Annotated in this window: 12 protein-coding genes; 4 read left to right on the top strand and 8 right to left on the bottom strand. The window is 71.6% G+C overall.

The window, feature by feature from the left end:
- Nucleotides 1–129 precede the first annotated feature (129 nt).
- Both ACN20J_RS19960 and ACN20J_RS19955 read left to right on the top strand, forming a co-directional pair.
- Nucleotides 130–819, top strand: coding sequence for a TetR/AcrR family transcriptional regulator (locus ACN20J_RS19960; protein WP_419666456.1), 690 nt, complete (start codon nucleotides 130–132; stop codon nucleotides 817–819).
- 251 nt (nucleotides 820–1,070) lie between these two features.
- A complete protein-coding gene (locus ACN20J_RS19955; RefSeq protein ID WP_055517933.1) occupies nucleotides 1,071–1,292 on the top strand; it encodes a hypothetical protein in 222 nt (73 codons plus the stop codon).
- Nucleotides 1,293–1,378: 86 nt separating this feature from the next.
- On the opposite strand, the gene galE is transcribed toward ACN20J_RS19955, so the two are convergent.
- Genes galE through ACN20J_RS19940 form a run of 3 tightly spaced genes read right to left on the bottom strand, consistent with a single transcriptional unit; the run spans nucleotide 1,379 to nucleotide 5,378 of the window.
- Complete coding sequence (gene galE / locus ACN20J_RS19950) at nucleotides 1,379–2,359, bottom strand: UDP-glucose 4-epimerase GalE (protein ID WP_419666455.1); 981 nt, start codon at nucleotides 2,357–2,359, stop codon at nucleotides 1,379–1,381.
- Between the two features lie 59 nt (nucleotides 2,360–2,418).
- Entirely contained in the window at nucleotides 2,419–4,065 is a 1,647-nt protein-coding gene (locus tag ACN20J_RS19945) for a glycosyltransferase family 2 protein (RefSeq protein WP_419666454.1), read from the bottom strand.
- Between the two features lie 44 nt (nucleotides 4,066–4,109).
- Entirely contained in the window at nucleotides 4,110–5,378 is a 1,269-nt protein-coding gene (locus tag ACN20J_RS19940; protein WP_361922382.1) for a glycosyltransferase 87 family protein, read from the bottom strand.
- Nucleotides 5,379–5,480: 102 nt separating this feature from the next.
- Between ACN20J_RS19940 and ACN20J_RS19935 the strand changes: the two genes are divergently transcribed.
- Nucleotides 5,481–7,226, top strand: a complete 1,746-nt coding sequence (locus tag ACN20J_RS19935) for a glycosyltransferase family 39 protein (RefSeq protein WP_419666453.1) — start codon at nucleotides 5,481–5,483, stop codon at nucleotides 7,224–7,226.
- Between the two features lie 39 nt (nucleotides 7,227–7,265).
- Here the strand turns inward: ACN20J_RS19935 and ACN20J_RS19930 are convergent, their stop codons facing one another.
- Nucleotides 7,266–7,775 carry a MarR family winged helix-turn-helix transcriptional regulator gene (locus tag ACN20J_RS19930; RefSeq protein WP_246574970.1) on the bottom strand — a complete coding sequence of 170 codons (510 nt, stop codon included), beginning with the start codon at nucleotides 7,773–7,775 and terminating at the stop codon, nucleotides 7,266–7,268.
- Nucleotides 7,776–7,902: 127 nt separating this feature from the next.
- Between ACN20J_RS19930 and ACN20J_RS19925 the strand changes: the two genes are divergently transcribed.
- Entirely contained in the window at nucleotides 7,903–8,316 is a 414-nt protein-coding gene (locus tag ACN20J_RS19925) for an organic hydroperoxide resistance protein (protein WP_189843537.1), read from the top strand.
- A 286-nt stretch (nucleotides 8,317–8,602) separates the two neighbouring features.
- On the opposite strand, the gene ACN20J_RS19920 is transcribed toward ACN20J_RS19925, so the two are convergent.
- The 4 genes from ACN20J_RS19920 to ACN20J_RS19905 form a co-directional block, all read right to left on the bottom strand.
- Nucleotides 8,603–9,925 carry a hypothetical protein gene (locus ACN20J_RS19920; protein ID WP_419666452.1) on the bottom strand — a complete coding sequence of 441 codons (1,323 nt, stop codon included), beginning with the start codon at nucleotides 9,923–9,925 and terminating at the stop codon, nucleotides 8,603–8,605.
- The gene (locus ACN20J_RS19915; RefSeq protein ID WP_419666451.1) at nucleotides 9,922–12,150 is read right to left on the bottom strand and encodes a bifunctional glycosyltransferase/CDP-glycerol:glycerophosphate glycerophosphotransferase; all 2,229 of its coding nucleotides are present in this window, start codon (nucleotides 12,148–12,150) and stop codon (nucleotides 9,922–9,924) included. Before ACN20J_RS19915 ends, ACN20J_RS19920 begins: the two co-directional genes overlap by 4 nt.
- Nucleotides 12,151–12,203: 53 nt before the next feature.
- Nucleotides 12,204–14,357 carry a CDP-glycerol glycerophosphotransferase family protein gene (locus tag ACN20J_RS19910; protein ID WP_419666450.1) on the bottom strand — a complete coding sequence of 718 codons (2,154 nt, stop codon included), beginning with the start codon at nucleotides 14,355–14,357 and terminating at the stop codon, nucleotides 12,204–12,206.
- A 112-nt stretch (nucleotides 14,358–14,469) separates the two neighbouring features.
- A complete protein-coding gene (locus ACN20J_RS19905; protein WP_419666449.1) occupies nucleotides 14,470–16,725 on the bottom strand; it encodes a bifunctional glycosyltransferase/CDP-glycerol:glycerophosphate glycerophosphotransferase in 2,256 nt (751 codons plus the stop codon).
- Nucleotides 16,726–16,735 lie beyond the last annotated feature (10 nt).

Raw genomic sequence — 16,735 nt, 5'->3', positions numbered from 1 at the left:
TTACGTCGCTACGGGCCCGTCTTTACCCGTACCTGGGACCCGCTTTACGTCGGGACGGAACCGTATCGTCGTCACGTGAGCGTAGGTCGATCTCACGTCGGAACGCAACCGTTTCGTCGTCACGCCCCTATGCTGTTCGACATGACGACGAACGCCGACGGGGCCCCAGCGAACGGCGATGGGGCGGCAGCGAACGCCGATGGGGCGGCAGAGAGTCCGCAGCAGCCGCGCCGCCGGACGCCCGCCGGGGCTGCGGTGCTCCGGGAGGATGTGACGGAGGCCATCAGGGCGGCCGTCTTCGAGGAGCTCGCGGCCGTCGGATACGCGCGGATGTCCATCGAGGGGATCGCGCGCCGCGCGGGCGTGGGCAAGACCGCGGTGTACCGCCGGTGGCGTTCCAAGCTGCACCTGGTGCTCGACCTGGTGTCGGCCGTCGCGGTGCAGGGGCTCCCGGCACCCGACACGGGCTCCCTGGAGGGCGACCTGCGTCTTCTGTACGAGGTCACGTCACGGGCCCTGCGTCACCCTGTCGCCTCGCAGATCATCCCCGATCTCCAGGCCGAGGCCGCCCGCAACCCGGACATCGCCGAGGCCATGCAGAAGGCTCTGCGGGAGGGGCAGGAGGGCGTCGCCAGCGGCATCGTCGCCGCGGCGGAGCGGCGCGGCGAGGTCCGGATGGGCATCGACGACGAGCTGGCCCTCGACCTGATCTCCGGACCGCTGTACTGGCGCTCGGTGGTGATCCGCAGCCCCAAGCTGCCGAAGGGGTACCTGGAGAGCCTGGCCCGGGCCACGGCGGTGGCGCTCAAGGCGTTGTAAAGACGCCGTAAGGCCCCTGTGAGGCGTCGAAGAGCGTCGAAAAAGCGCCGCCGGGTCACGAAGTCCGGGTTCATGTGCGGGTGGTGGAAGTCGGCCGAGGCTGGTCCCGTTCATGCCACGGAGCCAGGAATCGTCGCAGCTCCGGACCCCTTGCGGGGTGCCCCGGCAAGGGGCGTCAACCCCGTAGCGTCCGGATCGTTGTCATCCGGGCCTCACTTTCGAGGCCCTCGGGGGCGCATACTGGACTGACGATGACGAAGCCATCCGCGCCCCGGCGCCACCTGTCCACCAGTCCCTTCAAAGCTCCGGTTGTCCCGGTCGCCAAGCACTTCGCCCTGGGTGACCGTGTTACGCACGACCAGTTCGGCCTGGGCAGGATCGTCGGCGTCGAGGAGGGCATCGCGATGCTCGTCGACTTCGGCTCCCGCCAGGCCCGTATCGTCAGCCCCTACACCCGTATGGACAAGCTCTGACGGATCCCGTCAGTACACCCGTCAGGCACTCGCCGCGGTCCCGGACGATGTCCGGCCCGCGGCGAGCGCGTTTCTGAGCCGAATCCCTAGCCCCTCCGGGCCTCGGGATGGAGTCGTACCCACCCCTCCCAGGCCGACGTGATCATGTCGTGGACGTCGTACTTGGCCTTCCAGGCCAGTTCCGCGGCGATGCGGTCGGCGGAGGCGACGACGCGGGGCGGGTCGCCCGGGCGGCGCGGGGTGACGGTCGGGGCGAGCGTGTGGCCGGTGACCTCGTTGATGCGGTCGATCATCTCGCGGACGGAGACGCCCTCACCGCGGCCGATGTTGAGGGTCAGGTCGGTGCCGGGGGCGGCGGCCAGCCGGCGGGCGGCTGCCACGTGGGCCTCCGCGAGGTCGGACACGTGGATGTAGTCGCGGACGCACGTGCCGTCGGGGGTCGGGTAGTCGTCGCCGAAGACGCGCGGGGGCACGCCCTCCGTGAGCTTCTCGAAGACCATGGGGATCAGGTTGAAGACGCCCGTGTCGGCCAGTTCCGGCGCGGCGGCGCCCGCCACGTTGAAGTAGCGCAGGGAAGCCGTCGACAGGCCGTGGGCGCGGCCCGTGGCGCGGACCAGCCACTCGCCCGCCAGTTTCGTCTCGCCGTACGGGCTCATCGGCACACAGGGTGTCTCCTCGGTCACCAGGTTGACGTCCGGCATGCCGTACACCGCCGCGGAGGACGAGAACACGAAGGACGGCACCGCGGCGGCCGTGACCGCCTGCAGCAGCACCCGCAGCCCCTCGACGTTCTCGCGGTAGTAGTGCAGCGGCAGGTCCACGGACTCGCCGACCTGCTTCTTCGCCGCCAGGTGGACGACGCCCGTGACCGCGTGGTCCTTGAGTGCCCGGGCCACCCGCTCCGCGTCCAGGGTCGAGCCGACGACCAGCGGCACCCCGTCGGGCACGCGCTCGGCGATCCCGGTGGACAGGTCGTCGTACACCACGGCCCGTTCGCCCGCCTCGGTCATCGCACGGACGACGTGCGCCCCGATGTAGCCGGCGCCGCCGGTGATCAGCCAGGTCATGTATCGGCCGTCCCCTCGTGTGTCGGTTCGTGCGTGTTTCTGCTGCGCTGAGCCGCCCCTCAGTGAAGCAAACGCCTCATTCTGCGGCGCACCACGGTGGCCATTCCACGCCAACCGGGCGCCAGCCGCAGCGCGAGCGAGCCCGCGTGGGTCGCGTACGGCTGGACGAGCAGCAGCCCGTGCCGGCCGTTGCGCACGACGGACCGGCGCAGCAGGCCCGGGCCCGCGACGGCGTGCGCGGTGGTCTCGCGGCTCGTGCCGTCGTGGAAGCGCAGCCGAAGGCGCAGGTCCCAGGTGCCGGAGCCGAGCGCCGCGAGGTCGACGGCCGCCTCGGCCGTCCAGGAGTCGATGCCCCCGTCGTCGCCCGGGCCGTCGTCGAGAGGATCGGGGTCGTCCGGCACCCACCGGGCCGTCACCGTGAGCCCGACCGCCCCGTCGTGCCGGTTCACGAACTCGGCGTCCACGGACGCCGGCGCCGCGTCAGCCATCCGCCCGTACAGCTCGTGCAGGCGCAGCCGAAGCCGGGTGGCACGCGCGCGTGGCCGCAGTTCCGCGTCGACGGCCACAGGGAGGAGGCGTACGGGCCGGAACAGCAGGTGTTCCAGAGTCACTTGGGTCAGGTCGGCGGACCAGACGGGCGTACCGTCCGCGAGCCGCGCGTACGGCGGACGCAGCCGGGCCGGGCGCGCCGCGACCTCCTTGACGCGGGTCAGGTCGCGGGGCTCCTCGGAGGCCGTCACGACCTGTGCGACGACCCGTCCCGGCGCCGGTGCGAGCGCGAGGTCGGCCGCGTCGAACGTCGCGAGGTACGCGCGCGTGAGGGCCCACCACTCGCTCCGGTACACGGGACCGCGCTGATCGAGCTCGCGCGCGTACATCCGCAGCGAGTGGTCGAGGAACCGCGCGCGTGTCGCCCGCGCCAGCCGCTTCTCACCGGCGGCCAGGAGGATGTCGTACGAGAGGGCGTGGGCGGTGATCCTGGACCGCCAGTTGCCGACGCCCGCCCGGTCCAGCGAGATCGACAGCCGCTCGGCGCCGCGGCGCACGTGCCAGACGTACACCGTGTCCGGGATCAGCGCGATACGCGGACCGGCGGCGAGCACGCGCGCGGTGAAGACGAAGTCCTCGTAGGGGAAGCGTCCTTCGGGGAAGCGGATGCCGTGCTCGCGCAGGAAGTCGGTGCGGTAGAGCTTGTTGACGCAGAGGGTGTCGTGGACCAGGTGCGTGCGGCGGGACGGGTGCCTCACCAGGGCGGCCTTGGCATACAGCTCGGGCTGCCAGGGGACCTCGCGGCCGGACGGCAGCTCGCGGCGCACACACAGGCCCGCGGCGACCTCGGCCCCGCGCCCGGCGGCCGCGTCGAGGAGCGCGTCCACGGCGCCGGGCGGCAGGACGTCGTCGCTGTCCAGGAACATCACGTACGGGGCCGTGGCGGCCTCGATGCCGTCGTTGCGGGGGCTGCCGCAACCGCCGCTGTTGACCTTGCGACGAAGCACCCTCAGGCGCGGCTCGTCGAGGGCGAGGCGGTCCAGGAGGTCCGCGCTGCCGTCCGCCGAGCAGTCGTCCACGGCGATCACCTCCCGGACGGCGGGCCCCTGCGCGAGGGCCGAGCGCACCGCGTCCGTCACACGGGCTGCGTCGTCGTACCCGATGACCACGACGCACACCTGTGACTGGTGGGGAGGTACGGCTTGGATGGATCGCATGGCTTCCACGGGACGAAATAGTGGCTGGTGTAGGTAATTTTCCGTTAAGAGGTACTTACTGTCTCGTGGGGAAGATGACGGGAATTGTGTGAGGGTTCCGTCTCCGCCGATCGGATTCCCGTGGACCGAACGCCGGCCGGCCGGATTCCGGAGGTCCACAGGCGGCGGAAGGAGAGCGCGGCGGCCCCGACGAGCAGTCCGTTGCGGACGAACATCAGCAGGGTGCCGGTCCACGTGCAGTCCATGACGTCCCTGTAGAGGACGGGATACGCGAGGGCGCTGGCCGCCGCGGCCGCCATGATCAGCACGGCCACCGGGCGCTGCGAGGTGTGCCGCGAGGTCAGGCATACGGCGGCCAGGCCGAGCAGCCACACCAGGTACTGAGGGCTGATCACCCGGCTCGTCACGGTGAACAGGAGCACGGCACAGAGCGCGGCGTCGTACGGAGTCGCCGGCGTCCAGTGCCGCGCCCGCAGCCGCCACAGCAGCAGGGCCCCGAAGGCGACACCGGTGAGGGCCAGCGACCCCGCGGCGATCGTGCTGACGTACGGCCCCGTGAACTCCATCGCCCCGTACCGGTAGCGCACCTGCCCCGGCCAGCCGGCGTGCCGCGCGAAGGAGAGGGCCGTCCCGCCGAGCGACTCGATCTGTACGCCCCGGCCGCCCTGCTGGCGCAGGAAGTCGAAGGGGTGACGGAAGAGCGCGGCGAGCGCGAGGAGCAGCACGCCCGCGGTGACGGCCGCCGACGTCCACACCTCCCTCGTCGTACGCCCCCTGGGGGTGCCGATCAGGATCAGCGCGGGCCACACCTTCACGAGAGCGCCCAGCGCCGCGAACGCACCGCACGCGCGCGTGGAGCGCGAAAACGTCAACAGGGCGATGACGGCGAGGGCGGTGACCTGCACGTCGTAGCGGGCGAGCGGGAGGTGGAGGAGAAGGGGCAGGCCCGCGATCCACAGGGCCGCGCCGCGCAGGCTGCGGCCCGTCCGGGTGCCCGCGCGCGTGAGGGCGACGGCGACCAGGGCGTCGGCGGCGAGCGCGAGGAGCACGAACGCCTGGAAGTACGTCAGCCCCGGCAGCAGCCCAGGGGACAACAGGACCGGGCCCGCGCCCGGCGGGTACTGCCACAGCCGGTCGCCCGAGGGGAACGTGCCGTGGGCGAGCACGCCGTACCAGCGGGCGTAGAGCTGGTGCACCTCGCGCGCGACACCGCCGATGCCCAGTGGGGCGTGCCCGTCGCGGGCGAGCAGCCAGAGCATCAGGGCGCGGGTGGTGAGCCAGACGGCGGCGACAGGGAGGAGGCGGGGCTTCATCCAGGGCTTCACTCGACGGATCGTAAGCCGCAAGAAGGCACATAACGTCTGATGACGGGTCAATCACGTCCGAAGGCTGACTAATAGCACAAAATCTGGTGCATGGTCGTCAAGCGTCCGCAGGTTGCCGTCGCCGTGCTCGTACCCGTACTCGTCATGTTCGGGATCGGTCTCTGGGGGATCGATCGTGGCGGGATGTGGCGCGACGAGGCGGTCACCTTCCAGGTGGCGCGGCGCTCGCTCCCGCAGATCTGGCAGCTGCTGCATTCCGTGGACGCGGTGCACGGCCTCTACTACCTCCTCATGCACCCCGTCCTCGCCCTCCACCCCGGAGAGGTCGCCCTGCGCGTCCCCTCGCTCTGCGCTGCCGCCGCGACCGCGGGCCTGATCGCCGCCCTCGGGGCCCGGCTCGCCCGCCCGAGGGTCGGCCTGTGGGCGGGCCTGCTGTACGCCGTGACCCCCATGGCCGGGCACTTCGCCCAGGAAGGGCGCTCGTACGCACTGGTCGCCGCCGGGGTCGCGGCATCGACGCTGCTGCTGGCGCGGGCGGTGACGGCCGACACGGACGGAAACGGGCGTGAGGACGGGGACGGGTGCGGGGATCCGGAAGACGAGCCCGTGGGCCGGCTCGCACGGCACGCGCGCGTGGTCGGCTGGTGCACGTACGGAGGAGTCGTCGCCGTCACCGTCCTGCTGCACGAGTTCGCCGTACTGATCCTGCTCGCGCACGCCGCCACCCTGGCCCTCGCCCGGATGCCCCGCCGCGTGTGGCGCGACTGGGCCTGCGCCGCGGGTGCCGTCCTCCTCGTCCTGCTTCCGCTCGCCCTGATCTCCAGCGGCCAGGCGGAGCAGGTCGCCTGGCTCCGGCCCCCGGGCGGCGGCACCGTCGAACGCCTGCTGCGCTCCTTCACCGGCCCGACCCAGCTGGTCCTCGGCCCGTATCTGCTGCTGATCGCCCTCGCCCTGCGCCACCCGTTCACCCCACCGGCCCGCAGCGGCGAACTCTCCCTCCCCACGGTCGCCCTGCCCCTCCTGCTCCTCCCGCCCGCGGCCCTCATCGCGGTCTCACGCCACTGGCCGCTCTACGACGACCGCTATGTGCTGTACGCGCTCGCCGGGGCGCCGCTCCTGGCAGCGGCGGGGGCGGAACGGCTGGTCCTGGCGGCACGACGGGTGGGGCTGGCGCGGCGCGAGGCGGACGGCTTGATGCGGGGCGTGGGGGGCGATCCGGGGCTTGGTCCTGGTGCTGGTTCGGGTGCGGGGTCAGGTGCAGGTGCCGGTGCCAATTCTGGTTCCGGTCCTGGTTTCGGTCCTTGGTCCGGTCCCGAACCCGGTCTCGTACGAGGCGTCCGAGTGCCGTACGCCGCAACGCTGGCCGGCGTACTGGCCATCACCCTCGCTTTCGTCTCACAGCTCCCCGTCCTCCGGCAGGACCGGGACCCCGCCCACCGCCCCGACAACCTCGCCGTCGTCTCGGCCGCGGCGGCCCAGCGGATGAGCCCGGGCGACCCCGTGCTCTTCCTGCCGTCACTCGGCAGGCGCTCCGCGCTGGCGTACCCGAAGGGGTTCCATGGCACGCGGGACATCGCTCTGGAGGAGCCCGCACCCGTCTCCGGCACGCTCTACGGGCGCGAGACCGGCCCCGACGAGCTGCGCCGCAGGCTGGCCGGCCTGGACCGCGTCTGGGTGGTCGCCGAGCCGTACGCGCTGAAGTCGGCCTGGTATCCGAGCGATCCGACCGAGCGGGTCAAAGTCACCGTCGTGGGCGAGGAGTTCGTGCCGCAGGCGGAGTTCGTACGGAAGGGGTCGATCCTGCGCCTGTATGTGCGGAGGGCTCCGATGATGTGAGGGGTGGCCGGTGGTGTGTGGCGCGCGGGTGGGCGGTGGTTACGCGCCGCAGCCCGGGGTCTCGTCCAGGGCCGCCGCGTCCAGTGCGTTCGTGAGCTTGTCGAGCCGGGCGCGCAGTTCGAGGATCTCTTCCAGCTCGAAGGTCGTCGCGGCGGCGATCCGGCGCGGTACGCGAAGCGCCTGCTCGCGCATGGCCGTGCCCTCGTCCGTGAGCCCGACCACCACGGACCGCTCGTCGCGCGCACTGCGCTCACGCCGTACGAGGCCGGCCGCCTCCAGGCGCTTCAGCAGCGGCGACAGCGTGCCGGAGTCGAGCCGCAGGTGCTCGCCGACCTTCTTCACGGGCAGCTCGCCGTGCTCCCACAGGACGAGCATGACCAGGTACTGGGGGTACGTGAGCCCCAGGTCCTTCAGCACGACCCGGTACACGCCGCCGAAGGCGCGGGAGGCCGCGTTCAGGGAGAAGCAGATCTGCTGGTCGAGGCGGAGGAAGTCCTCGTCTCGTGCGGGGTGCTGTACGGCGGCGTCGGGTGCGGGCGTCGTGGTCATGGCTCCAGGATACCTCGGGTGCGTCATTTAGTTGTGCACAACTGAATTGTGTGGCATGGTTGTGGTCGTGAGGGGGGCCGGACCAGGGCCCGCCGATACGACGTTGACCCTGAGAGGGATGGTTTTCATGGACGCGCTCTACACCGCTGTCGCCACCGCCACCCACGGCCGTGACGGCCGGGCCTACAGCTCCGACGGCAAGCTCGACCTGGAGCTCGGCATACCGGTGGAGATGGGCGGCAATGGGCAGGGCACGAACCCGGAGCAGCTGTTCGCGGCCGGTTACTCGGCCTGTTTCGCCAGTGCGCTCGGTGTGGTCGGTCGTATGGCGAAGGTCGATGTCAGTGACGCGGCGGTGACTGCGGAGGTCGGGATCGGCAAGCAGGGGGAGGGCTTCGCCCTCGCCGTCACGCTGCGGGTGGAGCTGCCGGAGTCCGTGGACGCCGAGACCGGCCGCAAGCTGATCGAGCAGGCCCACCAGGTGTGCCCGTACTCCAACGCGACGCGGGGCAACATTCCGGTCGAGCTCGTAGTCGAGTAGTAACTTTCCTCGCCCCCGCCGCCCTTACCCATTCCCGTCCCTGACTCAGGGGCTCCGCCCCCGAACCCCCGAATCGCGCTGAACGCGCTCGTCCTCAAACGCCGGACGGGCTGAGTGGGTGGGCGGGGCTGATGGGGGTGGGTGGGTTGACCGTGGATCGGTGGGGGATCGGCCTGGACGGCCTTGTCCTCAATCGCCGGACGGGCTGGGTGGTGGGGGCTTGCGGGGTGGGATGCGTGCGGGTGCGTTGTGGCTGGACTGCGCAGTTCCCCGCGCCCCTAAGAACCTAGGGGCGCGGGGAACTGCGCAATCTTTCAGCCTCTCCGGCGTCTGAGGAGCGGGGGTTCGGGGGCTGGCCCCCGAAAAGGGACGGGAATGGGTAGGGGCGGCGGGGGCGAGAAAGGTCCGCCAGCAGCAACGGCACGCCCACCACCGGCACCAGCCACACCATCACCATCAACCGGTCGATGCCGATGTCGGGATGGGCGGCGATGCTCAGGACGCCGGTGCCGGCCGCGGCGGCGAGGAGGACCCCGAAGGCGGGCCACCGCCGGAGGGCCCCCCACCCGCCGGCCACCAGCAGCGCAAGGAACAGCGGCTCCGCCAACTGCCGCCGCAGCCACTCCATCCAGAAGTTGAGCTCCAGGTGGAGGAACTCCCACCACGCCCGCTCCCGGTCGGACCGGTTGAAGTGGTCGGTGAGGAGGTCCTGGAGGCTGTCGGACTCCGAGGGGTACGGGAGCAGCCGGGTCAGCAGCATGACGCCCACGGCCGCCCCCACCGTCACCTTCAGCAGCGTCTTCACGGCGTCCCCCACCGGCCGCCCCGCCCGTCTCCGGTAGAGGCCGATCACCCCGAGCCCCGCGGCCAGACACACCGACAGGAACAGCGCCTGCGAGTGCTTCACGGTGAACAGCAGCGCCAGCGAGACGCCCACCAGACCGGCGCCCCCCGCCCGCCCCCGCAGCACCAGCGCACACCCCCACAGCACCGCCAGCGTGAGCGCCATCATCGTGCCCTCGGTCATGGGCCGCATCGCGGTCGCACCGGTCGGCAGGACGTAGTAGAGGGCCTGCCCGGTCAGCGCCAGCCCCACCGGCACACCCACCGTCCGCAGGACGAGGAACACCAGCACGCCCCCGGCCGCCGCGACGACCACCCCCGCCGCCCACAGCCCCCACGTCACCCCGAGCACCGTCACGAACGGCACGAGCAGCAGCGGATACCCGGGCCGCACCTCGAAGATCCGCATGAACCGCTCGCTCATGAAGGGTGCCGTCCACCCGGACGTCTGCCCGGCGTCCAGCCGACGGCCGACACTCCAGTCGTAGTAGCCCCGGCACTCGTCCCGGATCTCAGGCCCCGGATCGGGAGCCCGGAAGCGCCGCACGTCCACACTGTGGTTCCGCGACGCGGTCTCGCCCCGGCTCGCGCACACGTACGCGATCGTCCGCCCCGCCGCCTCCTCCTTGTCGGCGCCGCCCAGACTCAGCGCGTACGACAGGTAGTTGCGGCTGTCGGGCGTGTCCCGGCCGGTGACGTTGGCGAGCTGGAGACAGCCGAAGAGGGCGGCGAGGAACAGCACCCACGCGGCGGGGCGAGCGCTCACGAGCGGGCCAACTGCTCGCTCGGGACGCCGGGTGCGGGGACCGTGGGTGGCATGGCGGCGAGGTCCTCGCCCAGCATCAGCAGCCGTACGACCCGCTCCGACGCCCGGCCGTCGTCGTAACCGCCGAACCGCTCCCGGAAGGCGCCCCGCAGCCGCGCCGACTCCTCGTCCCGCCACGCGCCCGACGCGAACAGCCGCGCCAACTCGCCCTCGTCGCGCGTCACATGACCCGGCGGGCGCTCGGTCACGTCGAAGTACGTGCCGCGTCCGGCGAGGTAGGTGTCCCAGTCGTAGGCGTGCAGGACGATCGGCCGGTCGAGGTGGGCGTAGTCGAACATCAGGGACGAGTAGTCGGTGACCAGCGCGTCCGAGGCGAGCATCAGGTCCTCGACGCTCGGCTCGTCGGTGACGTCCAGGAGTACGCCCCGCCGCGCCAGGTCCTTGAGCTCCAGGCCGCGTTCGTGGCGCTGGGCCAGTGACGGGTGGAGGCGGACCGCCAGGACGTGGTCGCCCGGCAGCCCGGCCGCGAGGCGTTCCAGGTCGCACGTGGGCGCGTAACCGCCCTGACGGTGGTCGCGGTTGGTCGGCGCGTACAGGATCAGGGTCCGGTCGTCGTCGACGTCCAGCCGCCGCCGTACGGACTCACGGCGGCCCGGCTCCGGCCTGACCAGGCAGTCGTTGCGCGGGCTGCCCGAGCGCAGGGACACGAAGTCGCAGGGGTACGCACGGTCCCAGACCAGCTCGGAGTGCGGGTTCGCGACCAGGCTGTAGTCCCAGCGGTCGGCCCGACGCAGCATCTTCGGGACGCTGAAACCCCGTCGCGCGCCCGGGTACTTGAGCAGGTCCGCGCCCATCGACTTGAGCGGGGTGCCCTGGTGGGTGTGGATGTGCACCGCGCCCTCGCGCTTCACCAGGTCGTTCGCCCAATTGACGTTGTTGACCAGGTACTTGGCCCTCGCCGTCACCTTCCGGTATGCCCGGCTGCCCGGCAGGACGTGCTCGACGTCCGGCGGCAGCGTGTCCACGTACTCCTTCCCGACCACCCACACGCCCCGGATGTGCGGGGCGATCTCCCGCGCCTTGCGGTGGATCGCGGCCGGATCGCCCAGGACGCCCCGGTGCGCGAAGGCCGAGTACACGGCGAGGTTCGGGTCGAGCGCGCGCCGCAGGACAAGTCGGCGGTGCGTCGCGAGCAGGACCCTGCGCAGCCGTCGGCGCCAGACCCGGTAGCGCCTGCGCAGACCGGCCCGCCGCACTGCCGCCATGCGATGCAGGCCGTAGAGGGCGTACGGGGTCCGGGCGAGCAGTGTGAAGGACACCCGCGGGATGTCCGCGCCGAGCCGGTGTCCGCTCGGGCGGTACGCCCGCAGGTCCCGTGCCGCCCGCCGGTGGAACTCGGGGCGGGCAGAGGGCGGTACGCGGTCCTGCTGGCGGAGGATGAAGAGGTAGTGGTCCGCCATGTGGTCGTAGAGGAAGCCGCGCCACCGCTCCAACTCGGGCCGCTCCGCGATGAATTGGAACAGCCGCTCGTACTGCGCGAACACCTCGAAATGCTCGCGGCTCGGCGTGCGCATCGCGTTGCCCTGGCGGCGCTGCCGGTAGTACACGCAGATCCGGTCGACGAGCGTGATCGTGCGGGCCGTCCACAGGGTCTGGTAGACGACCACCGCGTCCTCGTAGAAGCCGGTGGGGAAGGTGAAACCGCCGTCGCGGAAGAAGTCGAGGCGGTACGCCTTGTTCCAGACGACCGTGAACAGGTCGAGCAGATCGGGGCGTTCGGCGACCGTGAACACCTCGGGGCCCGGCGCCTCGAAGACCGCCGCGTCCCGGTTGCGCTTCACCGCGCCGTGCCAGTGCGTGCGCGCGTAGTCGAACAGGACGATGTCCGGCCGCGAGGTCGCGTCGATGCGCTCGGCGATCGCCCGCAGGGTGCCCGGCGTGTAGCTGTCGTCGCTGTCGAGGAACAGCAGGTACTCGCCCCGCGCCAGCTTCGCCCCGTGGTTGCGGGCCGGGCCGATCCCGCCGTTGACCGGCAGATGGACGGGCACGACCCGCTCGTCACGGGCCGCGAACTCGTCGATGATCGCCGAACTCCCGTCCGGGGAGCAGTCGTTGACGACGATCAGCTCGAAGTCGCCGTACGACTGGTCGAGGACCGACTCCAGGCATACGCGCAGATAGCCCTGCACGTTGTAGACGGGCACGACGATGCTGAAGCGGGGCATGGCACCTCCAGGTCCGGGAACCGGCGGGGATTTCGGGGGACGTGACGACGGCATCAGCGGACCGGTGCGTGGGTCCGTGGGCCGGCGACGACCGTCGGTCTCGCCGCGGGAACGGGGAGGCGCTCGTGCAGCGGCACCACCGGCGGCAGCTCCTCCTCGGGCTGCCCCAGCAGCACCCGCCGTACGACCCGCTCGGCGGCCCGCCCGTCGTCGAACCGGCAGAAGCGCTCCCGGAACCGGTCCCGCAGCCCGGCGGACCGCTCGTCCGCCCACTCGCCCGTCGTGAAGACTCGGATCAACTCGTCCTGCGTACGGGCGACATGGCCGGGCGGCGCGGCCAGCAGATCGAAGTAGACGCCCCGGGTGTCCCGGTAGACGTCCCAGTCGTCGGCGTACGTCACGATCGGCCGGTCGAGGTTGGCGTAGTCGAACATGATCGAGGAGTAGTCCGTGATGAGCGCGTCCGAGGCCAGACAGATGTCCTCGGTCTCGCGCGATGCCGTGACGTCGATCAACCGGCCGGAGGACACGGCCTGTTGGAGGTCCGCGTCACCCTCCAGGAAGTAGTGCGCCCGCAGCAGCACCACGAACTCCGGTCCCAACTCCGCGCAGAATCGGGCCAGGTCGAACTGGGCCGACACATCGCGCGGATAGTCGCGGTACGTCGGCGCGTACAGCAGGGCCACCCGGTCCTTGGGGATGCCGAGCCGCTCGCGGATCGCGGTGACCTCGGCAGGATCCGCCGTGTAGAAGCGGTCGTTGCGCGGATAGCCGTACTCCAGGTGCTGGAAGGCGCTGGGGTAGGCACCCGACCAGACCTCCGTGGAGTGGGAGTTGGAGGAGAGGGAGTAGTCCCAGCGGTCCGCGCGCTCCATCAGCCGGCCGAAGCTGCCGGTGGCCGCCGCGACGGCCCGGTACTCGATCTGGTCGACGCCCATCCGCTTCAGCGGCGTCCCGTGGTGCGTCTGGACGTGCACGGACCCGGGGCGTTTGACCACGGCCGTCTCGAAGTTGACGTTGTTGAACGTGTACTTGGCCCGGGCCATCACCTCCCAGTACCGCCTGCTCCCGATCACCACGCTCTCCACGTCCTCGGGCATGTTCGCCGCGTCCTGCTCCCGCACCAGGAACACCGACCTGATGTGCGGGGCGAGTTCGCGTGCCTTGCGGTGGATGGCGGCCGGGTTGCAGGCGTAGCCGCGCCCCCAGTAGGCGGCGTAGACGGCGAGGTTCTCGTCGAGGGACCTGCGGAGGTATCGGCGGTACGGGCCGCGGGGTCGGCCTCGACGCCATCTGCGGGTGGCGCGGGTCGCGAACGCGCGGGCCTGCTCCGACCGTCGCTCGGTGCCGAGGAGCGCACGGAACGTGGCGTACGCGCCGCGGGCCAGCAGCCGGTTGCGCAGCCCCTTGGTGCGGTGGCCCGCCGGGCGGTGGCGGCGGTGGAGCCTGCCCGCGCGGCGGAAGAAGGCCCTGCGGCAGGACCTGGCCGCCGTGTCGAGGACCTCGGCGAAGAGGTGGTCGAAGAGGGCGCGCGATGTGGGCTCGTCCAGGTCCTGTTCGGCCGCCCGCCTCAGTACCAGTTCGACCTGGTCGAGGAGTTGGCGTTGTGCGTCGGGTGCCGTGCCGCTGCCGCTGGGGCGCCGCTCATGACGTCGTACGCAGACCGTGTCCAGCGCGGCCGTCCTCCCGGCCGCGAGGGTCACCAGGCCGGACCAGCCGATGTCCGTGAAGTGGCCTTCCGGGAAGTCGAGTTGGTGATCGGTGAGGAACGCACTTCGGTAGGCCGTGGCCCAGACCGGTCGCCGTACGTCCGTGGGGTCGTCGTCGCCCCCTTCCGCCACCGGTTCGCCCAGCCACCACGGCACGCGCTCGTGGGCGAGGTGCAGGACGTCCACGTCGTCGGTCTCCCGGAGCCGGGCGTCCGTCGCCGCGAGTGCTCCCGGCGTCAGCACGTCGGTCGCGTCCAGGAAGAGCAGGTACGTGCCGGTGGCCGCGTGCATGCCCGCGGCGCGTGAACCGGTGGGGTGGGTGACGCGGGGGTCCCTGGCGGCGTACTCCCCGGTGACGGTCGCCGCCGGGGAGTCGGGGGTGTCGCAGGCCGTGATCAGTTCGAAGTCGGTGAAGGACTGGGTCAGGACCGAGTCGAGGGTGATGGGGAGGCGCCCCGCGAGGCCTTGTGCGGTGACGATGACGCTGAAGCGGGGCATGTGGTGCGGGGCTCTTTCTGTGACGTGGGGTTGCTGAGGGCTGGTTTGCGGGTGCGGGCCGGTCGGTGTTGCTCGCGCGGTTCCCCGCGCCCCTGAAAAGCCGGGCTGCGCCCTAAAGGGCAGGGGCCTGGCCCGCAGGCGTCGGGATGGTGGCCAGTGGTGCCGTGTCGGACTGGTCCGCCGCCGAGGGCACCGGAAGGCGGTCGGCGAGCGGCACCACCGCCGGGAGCCCCGCCATCTCGCCGAGCACGACTCGGCGCACGACCCGCTCGGCCGCGTGTCCGTCGTCGTACGGGCAGAAGCGGTCCCGGAACGCCGACCGGAGCTGCGTGGAGCGCGACCCCCGCCAGTGCCCGGTCGCGAAGATGTCGATCAGCTCGTCCTCGCTGCGCGCCACCGCACCGGGCGGGAACGCGCGCAGGTCGAAATACGTGCCGCGGGCCGCCTCGTACGCCTCCCAGTCGTCCGCGTGGATCACGATCGGCCGGTCGAGGCCCGCGTAGTCGAACATCAGGGAGGAGTAGTCGGTGATCAGCGCGTCCGAGGCGAGGCACAGGGACTCGACGCTCGGGTGGTCCGACACGTCGATGAGGCGGCCCGAGCTCTTCGCGAGCGGAGCCCCGTACGCGTGGTGCGCGCGGGCCAGCAGGACGAAGCGCGGGCCGAGTTGGCGCAGCACCCGCTCCAGGTCGAGCGCGGTGCGCTGGCTGCGCTGGTAGTCGCGGTGCGTGGGCGCGTACAGGACGGCGACCGCGCCCTCGGGGATGCCGAGGTTCTCGCGGAGCCGTGCCACGTCGGCCGAACTCGCCTGCTGGAACACGTCGTTGCGCGGCTGGCCGTACTCCAGCGTCGTGTAGCCGGACGGGAAGACGCGCTCCCAGACGAGGGTGGAGTGGCGGTTGGCGGACAGGCAGTAGTCCCACTGGTCGGTGTCGCGCAGCAGGGCGGTGAAGTCCGTGTCGCGGGCCGCGGCCGGGCGTTCCTGGAGGTCGAGGCCCATGTGCTTGAGCGGTGTGCCGTGCTGGGTCTGGACGAGGATCTGGCCGGGGCGCTTGACCAGCCGCGGGTCGAAGTCGGCGTTGTTCACGAGGTACTTGGAGCGGGCGAGCGCCGTCCAGTACGCGGCGGTGCCCGGTGTCAGCCTGCGGGTCGCCGTCGGGATCGTGTGGTGGAACTCGGGGCGTGCGATCCACGCGGTGCGCACGTCCGGCGCGTACGTCCGGAACGCGGACTCCAGCGCCCCCGGGTTGCAGCCGTGGCCGCGTCCTCCGTGGCTGGCGAACACGGCCTGGTCGGCCCGGACGGGAAGCCGGAGCTGGACCTTGTAGTGGAGCCGGAGCGCGGCCGTGCGGAGGGTCCGGGCCAGCGCCCCGGTGAGTCGTGTGACGCCTCGCTGGATCCGTACCGCCGCCCACAGCGCGCGGTAGGTGCGGTGACTGCCCAGGCGGACCAGCGCGTGCCGCAGCCGGTTCTCGGACGGGCCGTCGGCGGCCGGTACGCGGTAACGGACGTAGTGGGCACGGGCCTTGCGCAGGAACAGGGCGCGGGAGCCGCGCGGCACCCGGTCGCGCTTGAGGAACACGGCCGACAGGTGGTCGACCATGCGGCGGAACAGGACCGGCCGCCAGTGCGCCAGTTCGGGGTGCGCGTCGAGATGCGCGAAGACCCGGTCGTACTGGTCGAAGACGTCGAAGTGCTTGTTGCTGACCGTGCCGAGGATGTTTCCCCGGCGGCGCTGGCGGTAGTGGACGCAGACGCGGTCGAGCGTCGCGATCGTCTCGGCGGCCATCAGGACCGGGGACGTCCAGGGGGTGTCCTCGTAGTAGCCGGGCGGGAAGGCGAAGCCCTCCCCGGCGATGAACTCCCGGCGGTACGCCTTGTTCCACACGACCATGAGGAGCTTCAGCAGCCCCGGACGGTCGTCGAGCGTGAACGGCGCCGGCGCGTTCTCGGTGAGCTGGCCCGCCTGTACGTTGCGGACCGTCTCGCCCGACCAGAAGGTGCGCGCGTAGTCGTAGACCAGGACGTCCGGGTCGCCGGTCTCCTTGACGCGGTCGGCGATGGCCCGCAGGGCGTCCGGGGTGAGGGTGTCGTCGCCGTCCAGGAAGATCAGGTAGTCGCCGGTCGCGTACCGCATACCGGCGTTGCGGGCCCGGCCGAGGCCCACGTTCTCCTTGAGGTGGACGGCCCGCACGCGGGGGTCGGCGGCGGCGAACTCGTCGATGATCGCGCCGCAGGCGTCGGGTGAGCAGTCGTCCACCGCGATCAACTCGAGGTCGGTGAAGGACTGTTCGAGAACGGATGCCATGCACTCGTGCAGATATGCCTGCACCTGGTACGCGGGGACAATGACACTGAACCGGGGCAAGGGACATCCT

This window comes from Streptomyces sp. 2-1 (assembly GCF_048564895.1).
Taxonomy (GTDB): domain Bacteria; phylum Actinomycetota; class Actinomycetes; order Streptomycetales; family Streptomycetaceae; genus Streptomyces; species Streptomyces phaeochromogenes.
Note: the sequence above shows the minus strand (reverse complement) of the source record. Positions and strands in the feature narration are given on the sequence as shown.